Source organism: Leadbetterella byssophila DSM 17132, from assembly GCF_000166395.1.
GTDB classification, from domain to species: Bacteria; Bacteroidota; Bacteroidia; order Cytophagales; family Spirosomataceae; genus Leadbetterella; species Leadbetterella byssophila.
Window position 1 is genome coordinate 3,123,211 of sequence record NC_014655.1, and the last position, 15,586, is coordinate 3,138,796.

At 39.4% G+C, this 15,586-nt stretch carries 14 protein-coding genes; all 14 read right to left on the minus strand.

Features of this window, described 5'->3' with window-relative positions; all coding sequences use genetic code 11:
- Positions 1 to 50 precede the first annotated feature (50 nt).
- A complete protein-coding gene (locus LBYS_RS13885) occupies positions 51 to 1,442 on the minus strand; it encodes an NADH-quinone oxidoreductase subunit N (RefSeq protein ID WP_013409478.1) in 1,392 nt (463 codons plus the stop codon).
- A gap of 10 nt (positions 1,443 to 1,452) precedes the next feature.
- Positions 1,453 to 2,856 carry a complex I subunit 4 family protein gene (locus tag LBYS_RS13890; RefSeq protein ID WP_013409479.1) on the minus strand — a complete coding sequence of 468 codons (1,404 nt, stop codon included), beginning with the start codon at positions 2,854 to 2,856 and terminating at the stop codon, positions 1,453 to 1,455.
- A gap of 3 nt (positions 2,857 to 2,859) precedes the next feature.
- Entirely contained in the window at positions 2,860 to 4,794 is a 1,935-nt protein-coding gene (gene nuoL, locus LBYS_RS13895) for an NADH-quinone oxidoreductase subunit L (RefSeq protein ID WP_013409480.1), read from the minus strand.
- 3 nt (positions 4,795 to 4,797) lie between these two features.
- Positions 4,798 to 5,142: an NADH-quinone oxidoreductase subunit NuoK gene (gene nuoK / locus LBYS_RS13900; protein WP_013409481.1), complete on the minus strand. Its 345-nt coding sequence runs from the start codon at positions 5,140 to 5,142 to the stop codon at positions 4,798 to 4,800.
- 47 nt (positions 5,143 to 5,189) lie between these two features.
- Positions 5,190 to 6,002 (minus strand): 3'-5' exonuclease, encoded by an 813-nt coding sequence (locus LBYS_RS13905; RefSeq protein WP_013409482.1) that lies wholly within the window; start codon positions 6,000 to 6,002, stop codon positions 5,190 to 5,192.
- A 164-nt stretch (positions 6,003 to 6,166) separates the two neighbouring features.
- The gene (locus tag LBYS_RS13910; RefSeq protein ID WP_013409483.1) at positions 6,167 to 7,354 is read right to left on the minus strand and encodes a sensor histidine kinase; all 1,188 of its coding nucleotides are present in this window, start codon (positions 7,352 to 7,354) and stop codon (positions 6,167 to 6,169) included.
- 3 nt (positions 7,355 to 7,357) lie between these two features.
- A complete protein-coding gene (locus LBYS_RS13915) occupies positions 7,358 to 8,416 on the minus strand; it encodes a 3-oxoacyl-ACP synthase III family protein (RefSeq protein ID WP_013409484.1) in 1,059 nt (352 codons plus the stop codon).
- Between the two features lie 29 nt (positions 8,417 to 8,445).
- Positions 8,446 to 9,072 (minus strand): Rossmann-fold NAD(P)-binding domain-containing protein, encoded by a 627-nt coding sequence (locus LBYS_RS13920; RefSeq protein ID WP_013409485.1) that lies wholly within the window; start codon positions 9,070 to 9,072, stop codon positions 8,446 to 8,448.
- 4 nt (positions 9,073 to 9,076) lie between these two features.
- The gene (locus tag LBYS_RS13925; protein ID WP_013409486.1) at positions 9,077 to 10,468 is read right to left on the minus strand and encodes a trehalase family glycosidase; all 1,392 of its coding nucleotides are present in this window, start codon (positions 10,466 to 10,468) and stop codon (positions 9,077 to 9,079) included.
- 126 nt (positions 10,469 to 10,594) lie between these two features.
- Positions 10,595 to 11,095: a SixA phosphatase family protein gene (locus tag LBYS_RS13930; protein WP_013409487.1), complete on the minus strand. Its 501-nt coding sequence runs from the start codon at positions 11,093 to 11,095 to the stop codon at positions 10,595 to 10,597.
- Positions 11,095 to 11,886 carry an SDR family oxidoreductase gene (locus LBYS_RS13935; RefSeq protein ID WP_041823740.1) on the minus strand — a complete coding sequence of 264 codons (792 nt, stop codon included), beginning with the start codon at positions 11,884 to 11,886 and terminating at the stop codon, positions 11,095 to 11,097. The genes LBYS_RS13930 and LBYS_RS13935 overlap by 1 nt, the downstream gene beginning before the upstream one ends.
- A gap of 87 nt (positions 11,887 to 11,973) precedes the next feature.
- Positions 11,974 to 13,251 carry a Glu/Leu/Phe/Val family dehydrogenase gene (locus LBYS_RS13940; protein WP_013409489.1) on the minus strand — a complete coding sequence of 426 codons (1,278 nt, stop codon included), beginning with the start codon at positions 13,249 to 13,251 and terminating at the stop codon, positions 11,974 to 11,976.
- Positions 13,252 to 13,682: 431 nt separating this feature from the next.
- Positions 13,683 to 14,150, minus strand: coding sequence for a Fur family transcriptional regulator (locus tag LBYS_RS13950; RefSeq protein ID WP_013409491.1), 468 nt, complete (start codon positions 14,148 to 14,150; stop codon positions 13,683 to 13,685).
- A gap of 85 nt (positions 14,151 to 14,235) precedes the next feature.
- Positions 14,236 to 15,582, minus strand: a complete 1,347-nt coding sequence (locus LBYS_RS13955) for an HmuY family protein (RefSeq protein ID WP_013409492.1) — start codon at positions 15,580 to 15,582, stop codon at positions 14,236 to 14,238.
- Positions 15,583 to 15,586 lie beyond the last annotated feature (4 nt).

The following is a 15,586-nucleotide window of genomic DNA, read 5'->3' on the forward strand; positions in this document are numbered from 1 at the left end:
TGTTTTGAGGAAATATTTCAATATTTCGCCTTAAAAGTTCTTAAAAAATACTAAATGAATAATGCTCTAAAGATTTGAGGGGCAACACCTAGTATTACGATTAATGCTGCTGTGACATATAACAATCCTGCATGTAATGGTTTTACTTCAATTTCTCTTTCTTCTCCGCTTTTGAATGCGGCCACTACTGGTTTAAAATAGTAATATAGAGAAACCGCTGACATCATAATAGCCAGTACCAATACCCATAAGTGTCCGGTTCTTAAGGCATCTGTGAAAACAAAGAATTTTGCCCAAAAACCTGAAGTCAATGGAATTCCCGAAAGGGATAGCATGGCTATGAACAATACTATAGCTAATCCTGGTTTGTTTTTGAATAAACCATTGAATACTTCTACATTTTCGTTAGGTCTACCATCTTTGATGGTTTGGCGAGAAACGATCATTAGCACTCCTAAACCTGCAATGGTAGCAAGTACATAACTAGCTGAATAATATCCTAAGTTGACGAATGTTCTTTCGTTTATTCCTACTAATCCCATTAATAAGAAACCGGCTTGAGAAATACTGGAGAACGCTAATAATCTCTTGAAGTTATCTTGCATCACCGCAGTTAGGTTGCCAATAATTAAGCTTAAGGCAATCACTACGAAAAGTACTTTGGACCATAAATTAAACTCAAATCCAAATCCTGTAGCTAATAATCTGTATAGGGAAAAAACCACAGCTGTTTTAACTACGGTAGCCATGAAGGCTGTAAAGATAGTAGGGGCACCTTGGTAAACGTCAGCAGTCCAGAAGTGGAACGGAGCTCCCGAGATCTTAAATAATAGACCTATCACAGTAAACACTATCCCTACAAAGAATAATACTTTAGCTGTAGGATGTGCCTGGATTAAGTTTGAACCGGCATGTATATCAAAGGATCCTGTAGATCCATAAAGCATAGCGATTCCGAACAGAAGAATACCTGTAGCAAATGATCCCATTAAGAAATACTTAAGGGAGGCTTCATTTCCTCTCAAATTAGTCTTATCACTTCCAGTCAACACATATAGTGCAATGGATAAGATCTCAAGTCCCAAGAATAACATCAACAGGTTTGAGAAGCTAGCCATGATCAAGGCACCCACTACACTGAACTGCATTAAGGCATAGTATTCAGCAGGGTGTGCATTCTCATCCTCAAATTGACCTGTACTTAATATTACGATAAAGAATGTAGTCAGTATGATTAGTGATTCAATTAGTATGATAGAGTTATTGACTTCTATCATGGCATTGAAATAATGTCCGGGAGCATTCCAGTCTAAAGCGTTACTTGCAAGTGCTACAAGTAAGAAGAATAGCGTTCCAGGAGCTATCCATTTGGATTTAGGATTTTCAAGTCCTAAGAATAGGGTTAATAAACCTGTAACTGATAAAACGATGATAGGATACATATCAAATCTCTTATTTAACCAATGCTGCACTCAGTTCCAGCAATCCGTTAGGTAATACTCCAGTTATTATAATAATCAATGCTATAGGTACTAATACCATTAATTCTTTTGCTCCAATGTCTTCGATATTCTCAGTAAATGCAGTAGCCGGTCCAAACATGGTCTTTTGGTAGAGTCTTAATAAATAGACAGCACCTAAGATGATGCTAGTGGTGGCTAAAATTCCTAAACCAGTATTAAAGTCAAAGACAGATTTCAGCATTAAGAATTCACCCACGAAGCCGTTTGTAAGTGGCAAACCCACACTTCCTAATAGAACCACAAGGAAAAGAGTAGCTAATTTTGGAGCTCTTTTCGCCATACCTCCTAAATCTTGGAGGTTTCTGCTTCCTGTTTTATCGAAGATGATTTTTGCTACATAGAATAATCCAACAGCACTAAAGCCGTGAGCCACCATCTGGAAGCTGGCACCTTGAATGCCTGCAGCGCTACCTATAAGGGCTGCTGCTGCCATAAGTCCCATGTGAGCGAAGGAAGAGTAAGCTACCAAACGCTTGACATGAGATTGACGGATGGCAATGATAGAGCCATAGATTAAGCCAATCACTGCTAAATAGATTACTAAGCAAGAGTATTTTTCCCAACCTACCGGAGCCAATGGAAGTAGAATTCTTATGATTCCGTAAATACCCATTTTGGATAATAATCCGGACAATAACATAGTAGCCGGTGTAGGAGATTTGCTATATGCATCCGGAAGCCATCCATGGAATAAGAATAGAGGTGACTTGATAGCAAAAGCAAGGAAAAACGCCCAGAATAAGAAATAATTTAAACTTGGTCGTAATTTTTCAGATACCTGTGCTAAAGCACTTAATTCTGAACCAGATGAGAATATATAAAGTACTACGAAAGCCACTAACATGAATAAACTTCCGAAGACCGTATAAATAAACATCTTCAGAGAGATCTTCGAGATTCCTTTTCCACCCCAAAGGTTTGCTATTAGATATACCGGTACAAGGGCAATTTCAAAGAAGAAATAGAACACGAAACCATCCTGAGCTGTAAATACTCCAATTAAGGCTGCTTCTGTTAGAAGAATTAAGCCTAATAATTTCGACTTTTTGTCATAAGAAAGTCCTTGAGTAGCTAGTATGATTAAGGCAGAAACTACCACAGTAAGTCCTGTCATTAATTTGGACAGGCCGTCCATGCCTAATTTAAATCCAATATTGAATTCAGGAAGCCATTGATATACTACTGAGCTATTTTCAGGAGTAATCAAACAGAAGATTCCAATTTGAGCTAAACTAATAGCTATGGCTGCACTTTTAGCCAATCCTTCATTCTTATTCCAGCATAATAGTAAGCCGGATATCAAAGGCAGTATTAAAAGTATAAGTGTTAACATCGCTTATTTGCTAATAGATTTAAGAGAAGCCCAAACTTCTGATCCTACACTAATTCCAAAGATGATGATCACACCTAAGGTGATCAATGCTATATAGGTTCCAATATTACCCGTCTGAAGTCTTTGTAAAACTCCGCTAGATCCGGTAACCAAACGGTAAATGCCGTTAATGATTCCACCAAAAACGGTGTTTTCCATAGCGTTACCTAACCAAGTAGAGAACTTGGTCATAGGGTTTACGAAAACGGCATTGTAGGCCTCGTCTATATAGAATTTATCGTATATCCATTTTTTCAAACCTGAGTAATCTTCTCCAGGTACTTTTTGACCTTTGCCAAATACATTATAGGAAAGGAGTATAGCTACCACCGCTACTGCCACAGATATGCCCATTAGCATCCACTCTGTGCTATGGGATAAATTAACTTCTCCGAATCCGGGAAGAACCTGTCTAGATCCTTCATATATAGGGCTTAAGAATTCATTGAGGTAGTGAGGAGCATGCAATACAACAGGCATTCCTATAAAACCACCTATAATGGATAATCCTGCTAAGACTATTAATGGGATAGTCATGCTGGATGGAGACTCATGTAAATGATGTTCTTGTTCTTCAGTACCTCTAAATTTCCCTGTAAATGTTACGAAGAAAAGGCGGAACATATAGAATGCTGTAAGGAATGAACCTGCAACTGCAAGTATCCACATTACTTTATTATGTTCAAAGGTATGTGCCAAAATCTCGTCTTTAGAGAAGAAACCGGCAAAAGGCGGTATACCTGATATAGCTATAGTTCCTATGAGGAATGTTATGGCAGTAATCTTTATTTTCGACCATAGACCTCCCATATTTCTGATGTCTTGATCATCACTCATGGCGTGGATCACACTACCAGCACCCAAGAATAAGAGTGCCTTAAAGAAGGCGTGTGTAATCACATGGAATAGACCGGAGCTGTAAGCCATAACTCCAAGACCAATAAACATATAGCCCAATTGGCTCACAGTGGAGTAAGCCAGGACCTTCTTAATATCGTTTTGATATAAGCCAATTAATGCTCCAAGTAAAGCTGTAGCTAAACCTACCCATGCCACTACTTCTAAAGTAAAAGGAGCTAAGGTATATAATACATTTGATCTAACGATCATATAAATACCTGAGGTCACCATGGTAGCCGCGTGAATCAAAGCAGAAACTGGAGTAGGGCCGGCCATAGCGTCTGGTAACCATGTGAACAATGGAATCTGAGCAGATTTACCCATTGCTCCTACGAAAAGAGCTAAAGTGATGGCGGTGATGATTGGGGCACCTATCTGCAGGCCTTTGGCGGAATTGAATACTTCTCCATATTCTAGAGTTCCAAAAGTGGAAAGCAGAAGGAAAATTCCGATTAAAAAGCCTAAGTCCCCAATTCTGTTCATGATGAATGCTTTTCTGGCGGCATTGGCATAGTTAGTATTAGAGTTCCAAAAACCAATAAGTAGGTAAGAACAAAGTCCAACTCCTTCCCAACCGATAAACATCATCAAGTAGTTGCCTCCTAATACCAAAAGGATCATGGAGAACAAGAAGAGGTTCAAGTATGCAAAGAACTTTCCATAGCCTTCATCATGTTTCATGTACCCGGCAGAATACCCGTGAATCAATGTACCTACACCCGTAATCACAAAGAGCATGATCAAGGATAATTGATCAATCTGGAAACTAAAGCCAATGGACCATTGGGCGATAGAAATCCAATCAAATAGCCTTACAACGATAGGCTCTCCGGTGAACTGTAAGTATGTGTTTAAAACACAAAGGAAAGAAAGTAATGAAGCTCCTGTTCCTATTAGGGGTACAAGAGTCTTAGGTATACGCTTGAATCCAAGGCCGTTAATCAAAAAGCCAATAAAAGGAATAAGCGGTATTAGTGAAATAAGTAATGATATGCTCATACTTTATCCTCTTAATTTGTTAAATAATCCTATGTCTATGGTTCGGATGTTTCTATAAATCATCACTATAATGGCTAGACCTACTGCTACTTCCGCGGCAGCTACCGCCATTATAAAAAATACGAAGATTTGACCATGAGCGTCTGACATATAAGAGGAAAAACCTATCAAAAGCAGGTTTACTGCATTGAGCATTAACTCTATGGACATCAAGATGATAATGGCATTTCTACGGATGAGTACACCTACAATACCTATTATGAATAGGATAGTAGCCAGTTGTACTATATTAATGAGGGGAATCTGGGTAAAGATTTCCGGAATGTTCTCTGTACTGCCTTGAAACATAGTTTTTTGTAGAGATTTTCTTACAAATAGCTTGCAAAATTAGTATTTTACTTTTTCATTTTCAACTTAATTTCTGTCAGCTTACGCTTGGTATCTAACGGGAAATCACTGTTCATAATCCAATCGTAGTATTGGGGTTCCTTCTCTAAAACATCCACTACTCGCTTGCCTGCATTCTTCCCAAAATTGAATACCACCTCGCCGTTTTTGTCTAAGGTCATTCTTTGTGCGAAGTCAACCAGAGTGCTGGATGTCAGTTTATGCAGTTCGTCAATGTCATTTTTTACTGGCTCATATTCAACGCCTTTGTCGTCCTTGATGGTGACGCCTTCGTACCTTTCTACTTGAGCACAAAGTACTTCAAGAGTGGCTAAAGTATCTGCTTCTGCACTGTGAGCATTTTCTAAAGTCTTTTGACAATAGAATTTATAAGCAGCTGACAGCGTTCGCGGTTCCATTAAATGGAAGATGCGCTGAACATCTATTAGTTTTCTATTTTTTATGTCAAATAAATTACTGTCGACTCTCAAAAATTCCTCCACTAGCATAGGTATATCAAACCTGTTGCTGTTAAACCCTGCTAGATCACAACCTTCCAAAAATTGGGCTAAGGATCTAGCCAATTGTTTGAATGTGGGTTCGTTTGCTACATCCTCGTCGTAAATACCATGAATTAGGCTAGTTTCAAGTGGTATTGGAATTGTAGGGTTGACTTTTTTGGTCCTGGTTTCTACAGTACCATCTAAATTAGCCTTTGCTATGCAGATCTCAACTATTCTGTCTCTGGTAATGTTTACACCCGTCGTTTCCAGGTCTATAATTGCCAGAGGCTTTTTGAGTTTCAGGGTATGGTGCGTCATCGACAGAAAAGATAAGTAAAAACAAAAATACAGAATCATTTCATTCTTCCTCCTTATTTCATGGAGAAAGGCTGAAATGTGTAGACTTTCTGGGAGCTTAAGTTTTTATAAATTAAGGTTATAAGGCTTATTTTTAATTATTACGAATAAGCCAGTTTATTATGTTATATGATCATTCTAAAGGTAGAGCCCTTCCCTACCTCGGATCTATAAACGTATAATTTACCGTCATGGTAGGTTTCCACAATGCGTTTTGCCAGTGTGAGGCCTAAGCCCCACCCTCTCTTTTTGGTGGAGTAACCGGGATTGAAGATATTTCTTTGAACCGCCAAGCTCATACCCTTACCCGAGTCTTGAATGTCTATTCTAATCTTCTGATTTGGCATTCTAGATATGGTGATATTTAGTTGGCCTACACCTGCCATAGCATCTACGGCATTTTTACAGATGTTTTCAATCACCCACTCGATCAAATGCCTGTTTACATCTTTATAGTAGGGTTCTTTCAGACGATTATCAATAGACCATTGGATCTTTGTAGAGATTCTTTTCTTTAAATATTCTACAGTAGTCTCTATTAATTCGCCAATATTTTCGGAGCGCTTTGTAGGTTCACTTCCTATGTTAGAGAACCTTGCCGTGATGGTCTCTAAACGCTGTACATCCTTCATCATTTCCTTTCCTATGTTTTGGTCGAAGTCAGGGTAGGTTTTTAAAACTTCAATCCAGCCCATCAGTCCGGAGATAGGGGTGCCTAATTGGTGGGCAGTCTCTTTGGCTAATCCCACCCAAACCCTGTTTTGTTCCGCTTTTCTGGAAGAGGAATAGGAAATGTAAGCTAATCCTCCGAAAAGGAATAAGGTAATTAAGATGATATAAGGGAAGAATCGTAAAGTCTTGAGCGTAGTAGAGTTAGCGTAGTAAACATAGCCTTCTTCTTCTCCAATATGGAAGGGTATAGGTTCATTTTGAGCCTTCATTTCTTCCATCTTCTTTTCCAGGAATTCCACTTTTTCCTGATCTGTCCAAGTTCTATTTGGGTCTTCTAATTCGGGAATATTAACCGGTCGGTTAGGAACTCCTCCTAAAGATGGGATGGCAGGGACGGTAGTGTTTGCCTGTATAATCTCAGCAATAAAGGTATAATCACATTCGTCCCCACTCTCTATTAAAAAGGCTATGGCCTTGGCATATAAATCTACATAGGCCTTTTCCCTTTCTTCTAAGGCTTTACTTATCTGATTGAAATAGAAGAGTACTCCTATGACAAATAGGGATAAAACAGAAAGCATGATCATTCTCCTGGTGGAGAAATTCTTGTATATGTCAAAGAAGATCTGCTTCTGTTTCATGTTTTAGAATTGGTAAACCAAGGCATTACAGTGCATCCCAGCACCTACAGATGCGAATACCACTTTCATGCCGGGAGTAATTTTATAGTCACCTAAGTTGCCTTTTAAAATTAAGTCTAACATGGTGGGAATGGTAGCTACAGAAGTATTACCCGTAAATTCTATGGTTGTGGGTATCTTACCATCAAAATTCAAGCCTTCTATATTGTATAAGGCTGCCAGGTGGTTTGCAAAAGCATGTAGCATTTTGCCATTTGCCTGATGGAATAGGAACATGTCTACATCTGAGGCATCAAGTCCTGCTTTATCTAGAGCTTTTTTGATGACTTGAGGGACCCATGTGGTGGCATATTTGTATACATCTTTACCATTCATTTTAAATAGTGTACGGTCATCCCACTCCTTGTTGTAAGATTTACTTAAGTAGATGCAGGATACATCATCTTGGGCATGAGAAAATGTGGCGTAAGATATGATTCCCTGTTTTTCACCTTTACTGATGATAGCAGCGCCGCAACCGTCCGCCAAAATCATGGAGTCCAAGTCATACGGATCCAAAAGGCGTGAAGCCACTTCTAACCCTACTACTAATACATTATTCGCGTCTCCGTTCTGTATGGCTTGATTCGCTTGAATGACACCCTGCACCCATCCCGGACAACCAAATAGAATATCATACGCAAAGCATTCATGGTTTGTAATGCCCAAACGATTTTTTAATAGTGCAGCGAGATTGGGAACGGTATGAAAGCCATGACGACCTTCCAACATATTTCCTGCATTGTGCGCTACAATGATTCCATCTATCTCGTTTCTGTCTTTGCCCCAATTCTTAATGGCGTCTTCGGCACCTGCAGTGAGCAAAGGAAGGGAATCTCCCGTTTCAGAAATGTATCCTCTTTCCTTTATTCCGGTTATCTGCTCTAACTTAGCTACAATCTCCTCCACCGGTTTAGTCATAGGAGTTCCGTCTTCATTTAAGAATTTTCTATCTAGAAAATAACTGTTCTTGATTCGCCTTTCCGGCATAGCCGAACCTGTAGCGACAATAGTAGTATTCAATGTATTGAAGTATTTATAGACAAAAATAATTAGATTCTTGCAATTTCTTTGGACTCATGAATAAAAGCGCCCTTTTTACTTGATTTTGATAATTTCAACATGGCTGCGGCTATGGTGCTACCTGCAATTCTCCTGTAATTACTATTAGCTAATAGTGGATCCAGCCATTTGAATAGTATGTTACTTATTCCTTCTAAAGTTCTTTTTTCATTTCTTTGGCCAAAGATGAGAGAAGGTCTATAGATATGTAAGGATTCTATAGTAAGTTTCCTTAAGCCTTCTTCAGCATCCCACTTGTTTTTTAAGTAAGATCCTTTGGCTTTACTTGAAGTACCAATGGAAGAAATGTAGTGAAATTGTTGAAGACGAGTGGCCTTTCGTGCGATTTCGATAGGGATTTCCACCTCTAGCCTTCGATACTCATCAACGTTAGGTGTTTTCGCTTTTGTAGTGCCAAGGCAAGAATAGATGATTTGTGCATCCGTTTCAGGGATCTGATTAAAGTCTAAGACCTTTACCATAAGCTTGGGATGCCGTATATCTATTGATCGTCTTGACCAGACCTCTACTTGATCAAAGTACGGATCTTCCAACAGTAGTCTTAGTAATTCACTACCCACCAAGCCCGTTGCACCAAGTACCAATGCCTTTATCATAACACTAATCTAGCAAAAAGAGCTGAAGAATAGCTAAAGCGGCGTCAAGTCTTTCCGGAGTTTTATCTGTAGTAAGAGGAGATTCCAGATTGTATTTTCTTAAAATATGTCCGTTTTCGGCGTAATAGGCTTTATTTAATTGAATCCACCTGTCCTTTATCTTAGCTGCTAAGTTTTCATTTTTGTACTTTTTGCAAGCCAAATAAGCTAAGTAGTTCATCTCTGCTGAACCGAATTTCAGGCTGGTATCATCCTTTAATCCGTAAGGAGTAAGAAAACTATTTTCCAATTTTTCAAGTACAGTTTTTGCCTGAGTCTCCGAGCTCATTCCTACCACTAAGGGGAATACTGCAGCTAATGTCTCCGAATTAGATGCTTTCTTACGAACATAGTCGTAATCATAATAGAAACCTTTTTCGGCATTGTAAAAATACTGGTCGAACAGTTCTTTACGGATTTTAGCTAGGTTGGAATAGCTGTTTGTATATTCTTTTCTGCCTTTAGCTTCAAAGGAAGCTGCTAAGACCTGTTCGAACTGATATAGTACGGCGTTAAGATCTATAGGTAGAAAGTCTTGAATTTCAGGTTTCCCATTTACCAGGTACCTGCTGCTTCCTTTCCACTCTGTAAGTTTGTGTAGATCTATATAAGCATTGGCCTTTCCTTCGGAAAAGAATCTATTAAGGACTTTTCCCTCATTCAGGGGAATAGCTGTTTTACCTTGCATCCAATTTTGGTAATCCCGAGCCATTAAATTTCCAAACCAGGGCAGCATTTTTGGATTTGCTTCGCTTATTGCCTCCGCCATCATGGAGAGCATAGGGAAACCTGTAAATCCTAAGTAATAGGAACGGTTCCCGTAGGGTACATATCCGTAGTCCTGAATGAATTGGAAGGCGTTTGTGGTCAAATCTGTAGCTAAGCTATCCTGGCCTTGAGCTAGATAAGCCTTCACTCCGAAATAGGAGCTGAAATAATTGTATTCCGGAAACATTCCTCCGCCTTGTACGTAACGCATACGTGTGGGTATCAAGGAACCCCCGTCATCTTTTGGACGGGTTAGTAAGGAAGCAAAAGATTGCTGAACGTATTCTTCAAAGGGGAGATCTGATTTTTTATAGGGTTTTGAATAGTCAGGTACCACTAAGTAAGCTTCAACAAACTTCTTGAGGTTGAAGTCAGGCTCATTTTTTGTCTCTAAATAAAAAGGAAGAAGTTTATCTGCTTTACCTTTAGGAGCAGCGTCCCAAAATTCTTTTGGGTTTTCGAATATACCGGCAGCCTCTATATCCTTATAGAGCTCTCCCCATTGTACCTCCGGATTTTGATACTCTTTCTTTGTGACGTTATTACAAGAAAATAAGAACAATGCGGCCAAAAATAGGCAATACTTCATATCAACGCTCTTTTTGTACTGGGGCTTTTTCCCACGGTGGAGTAGTCTGCCTAGCCATGTCAATCAATAGTATAATGACAATGAGCAGAAAAATGAAAAAGATGATGCGAAATAGCTTATTGTTTTTCAATGGGAACCCTCTAATCTATTAATAAAACCACCCAAGTGTTGTGAAAGTTCGTTCCATTGAAATCCTTCAAAGCCTAAATGAATTAAAGAGGCTTTCTTCATGCTTCCGCCTACATCATCTCTGGTGAGATAGTCTGCGAAGTAAGAAATATCAGGATTATGACCTACGATCATGGCATTCTGTATTTCATCAGGGATGGTATTTAGCACCTCCAAATAGCCTCGGGGGCCGCTTCCGTATAGGGCATCTTTGATCTCAATCTTTTCGGTATCAAATTTAATCTGCTCTGCAACAATAGTAGCGGTGGAAAGTGCTCTAGCCGCTCCACTGGAGTAGATGGCTTGAATTTCAGGGAAGTACTCTGAAAGAGCCTTTCCCAGTTTGGCCGCTTCCATGATCCCTTTGGAAACTAATTCTCTATCGAAATCTCTCACCACTGTGAGGTTTCCAATATCTTCTGCCGTTGCATGTCTGACGATGAAAAGATTCTTTTTCATTATTTTGGGGCCTGGTTACGTACTATTTTGTTGAGTAAAGCAGGGAAAAATCTCTTTAGATACACTCCCATGACTTCTTTCTTGCCAATATAGATTTCCTGCTTATTGTTTTCAATGGCATTGATGATTCTATTGGCACATTCTTCGGGGGAAATGCCATGGTTTTGGTTCTCATCCATTTTACCATGTTTACTTCCATCAGCTGACATGGCATTTATGGAAATGTTTGTCTTGATATAACCCGGACACACCATCAGCACCTGGATGTGGTGATTATATACTTCGGCACGCAAAGCGTCAAAAAAACCGTGTAGTGCATGTTTGGAACCGCAATATCCCGCACGCATGGGTGAGCCTAACTTTCCGGATAAGCTACTGGTGACCAGTAAATGACCACTGTTTTGTTTTACCATGATAGGTAAGACGGCTTTGGTGAGCGCCACTACGGATAAGTAGTTGAGATGCATTATTCTTTCAAAGACCTCAAATTTGGTGTCCATTACACTGGATCTTTGGGATATACCTGCGTTATTAAAAAGCAGGTCTATTCTTCCGAAGTGTGCCATTACCTGATCCACGGCCGGCTGTATCTCATCCAGCTTTTCCATATCAAGAGGTAAAACAAGTACTTCCGTATTTCCCAGGAGGGATTTTACCCTTTCAAGTTCGTCTCTGCGTCTTGCTGATAATACTAATTTGGCTCCTTTTTGGGCAGCTGCGATTGCAGTAGCTTCGCCTATGCCGGAGGATGCACCTGTGATCCAAAATACTGAGTCTTTTAATTTTGTCATATCCAATGGAAGTGGTACACAAAGGTAAAATAAAAAAGACTTATGCCTTCTTGGCATAAGTCTTAAATTATTCAATGGTGTTTCGGATCAACCGTATCCACCTCTGAATTTATACGAGCTGGAAACCTTATCTATGGCTAAGATATAAGCTGCCAGGCGCAGGTTAACGTTATATTTTTCAGAAGTAGCATATACATTGTTGAAGGCATCCTTCATTACTCTATCACTTCTTCTATTGATTCTATCTAACGGCCATTTGTATCCCATTCTGTTTTGTACCCACTCGAAATAAGATACAGTTACCCCTCCTGCATTTGCCAGAATATCTGGAACTACCATGATGCCTTTGTCATTGATGATATCATCTGCAGTAGCTGAGGTTGGTCCGTTAGCCCCCTCAACAATTAGTTTAGCCTGTATTTTGGAGGCATTGTGTTTAGTGATTACATCTTCTTTTGCAGCGGGAACTAATAAGTCTACCGGTAGGAACAATAAATCTTCTGCCGGAATTGGTTCTGCTCCATCGAAGCCTTCCAGAATGCCGTTGTTTTGGTTACGGTATTCTATAGCTTTTTCTATATCAATTCCTTTATCATTGTAGTATGCTCCGGATACGTCACTAATCCCTACAATACTTACACCTCTTTCTTTCAATAGTAAGGCAGCATTTGAACCTACATTACCAAATCCCTGTACGGCGGCTGTGGCTCTATAAGGATTAAGTTTTAATTTTTCCATGGCAGAGATGGCAGAAACGGTTACTCCGCGACCTGTAGCTTCAGTCCTTCCTAAAGATCCACCTAGAACTAATGGTTTTCCGGTCACTACGGCATGAGTAGTCATACCTTTGGCTTTGGAATATTCATCCATGAGCCATGCCATTTCTCTTGGGCCCGTACCCATATCTGGAGCCGGAATGTCTTTGTCCGGACCAAAGATGTCTAGCATCCCTAAGGTATAGGCTCTCATTAAACGCTCAATCTCGCCGGCAGACATCTCTCTAGGATTACATGCAATCCCACCTTTTGCACCTCCATATGGTATATCTACCACCGCACATTTCCAAGTCATCCAGGCTGCTAATGCTCTAACTTCGTCTAAGGTAACACCTGGATCTAAACGTACACCACCCTTTCCAGGGCCTAGTATAGTAGAGTGGATTACTCTGTAACCTTCAAAAACTTTGATTCTTCCATCGTCCATGGTGACCGGTAAGCCTACAATCACTTGTCTGGCTGGTACCTTTAGTATGTCATACATTTCATCAGGAAGTCCCAAAATTTTGATAGCAGCATTAAAACGTGACATCATGGAATCCAGTGGATTCTCTACATCCGGAATGGGTGCCGGTTCTTTATAACTCATTGATGACTTTTATTTTTATGCAAACTTACAGATTAATATCAATCTTACAAACGTGCTATTATTTATAAAAAAAATACTATTGAATTATAAAGGAAATCCTAGATTTTATTTTGTTCTTAGGGGTAAGGAGCGAAGGAAATTGCGCGATTAATGTTCCTTTTGGAAGTAAATTTTTTTGAGTAGAATTTATGGCTTGAGAATATCCAGAATTTTAGGGATATCAGCTACGGATGTTTCATGTAGCCAAAGGTTTTGTGGTTGTATGCTTAGTACGGGGGCAAAGCTGCAACGATCCGTGCATTCTATATAGAATAATTCCGTCTCCGGAAGTTCTTTGCAAACAGCTTTTAGTGCCTTTCTAAAGTCTTTATGTTTTCCGCATTTGCTACCTCTGCAAAGGAAGACTGAAGAGGAGGGAAAATCCGGCTTACTCATTTCTTTTGGCAGGATTCGTTATCACAAACTCCATAGAAAACCAGAGAGTGATCCTTGATGGTGATTCCACTGTATTTTTCTACAGTATTTTGGATCAATAGTAACCTAGGGTCACAGAATTCTACCACTTTATTGCATTTAGTACAAATGATATGGCTGTGTTGCCTTCTTCCGAATGCCTTTTCGTATCTGGCCGCGTTCTTATTTCCAAAGTTGTGGCGGATGACCAGACCTATCTCTGTTAGCAATTCCACTACATTATATACTGTGGCTTTGCTCACATTGAAGTTTTGTTGTAACATGGAATCAAATAGATCCTCTATTTCGAAATGGTCTTCTCTCTTATAGATTTCCTCCAAAATACGATAGCGCTCCTGCGTTTTTCGTAATCCCATTTCTTCGATCTTCGAGTCCAACACCTCACGCGCTTGATCGTATAACGTAGGTTCCTTCTTTATTACCATCTCTCATGTCTTTTCTTTAGAACAAGTTTAAATAAGGAATAGTTTCTAAATCAAAAACAGCCCGAATTATTCGGGCTGTTTATCCTTATCCTTTCTTAACCAATTTATATTCTATAACGGGTTTACCTCTTTCGCCTGAACCTACACCAAAACTTAAAATACGTAGTTTATAATAGTTGCCGTCAGGATCTTTTATGATGTAAAATTTATCTTTAACGATCCCTGCATTCGCTCCGGTGGTTATTCTCCATTTACTACCTATGGCGTCACGGGTTTTTAAGAATGTGGTGGATGCAATATGTGTTTCTGTATAGTTTTCATAACTAATATTAGAAATCTCTGCCGCTTCAGCACCCCCTAAATAATTCAAAAGGATAAAATCTTGAAACCAGTATGGTGTTTTCATTCCGGAATCGTAGGTGCTGTAGCCGTATTGAATATCCCAGGTTGTAGGCTCTACATTGTTGACTTGTCCTTTGTCAAATGATAAGTAACTGAGTGTAGTATTCTGATTTTTTGGGATTTCAACTGTTTTGATATTATTGTCACCTATTGGCGCGTATTGGACCTTATATCCATTGCCACTCCTTTCAACCTTTACTTTGTACCAAGAAGTTTTTGGTGAATTTTTTCCTTCAAATGCCACTAGATAAACTTTATTTTCAGTTGCTGAGACTTCCGCAAATACGGTTTTGTTTAAGTCTCCGTCCCAACTATCTACGAGGCTTGTGGTATTTGGATCTGTTATTCTAGCAGTAGAAATGTAGATGTCCGGAGTGGTAGCGGTATCAGCTAATGAAACCTTTGTAATATCAGTTTGGGTAGTAGCGGCAGCGGTGGTTTGAAGAGAGTGATTGAGGATTACTCTGAAGTTTTGGTCATTAGTAAATCCTAGATTCCAATCTTTTCTGCCGCTTAAATGTGTAGTATTAGCACTGAAGTCTACATATACATTATTAGTATAGTTTGATTCAGAGGTTTTACTTTCCAGGGTCATTTGGCTTCCCTCTGAGATGATGCTAGAAAACGTTAATTTGAGGTTTTTTGTAGAACCTACAATAATAGGAGAGCTTACTGTTGAAAGGGTGAAATCTATGGTTTCCGTACCTTTAAATAAAACTCCTGCTATAGGAATAATCTTGAAAGATGTGCCGGCATTTCCTTTTGGAATCGTTAGATGTAGGGCATTACCTGTGCCGGAGGGCTCAGTAGTGAAATGTTTTCCATATTCTACGCCATTGCCTAGAAAGTTGATTTGGATTTGTATTTCCTCATCATGGGCCTGGGTCAATTGTAGGTCTACTACTGAGCTTTCTCCGCTTAAACCTACTTGATTGGTTTTAAAATTAAGGAAATTATCAGGGCGTTCGATTTTATCATCACTGCAGGATGATAGTCCTATTACTAAGAGTGGTAAGATAAGTTTTTTCATATGA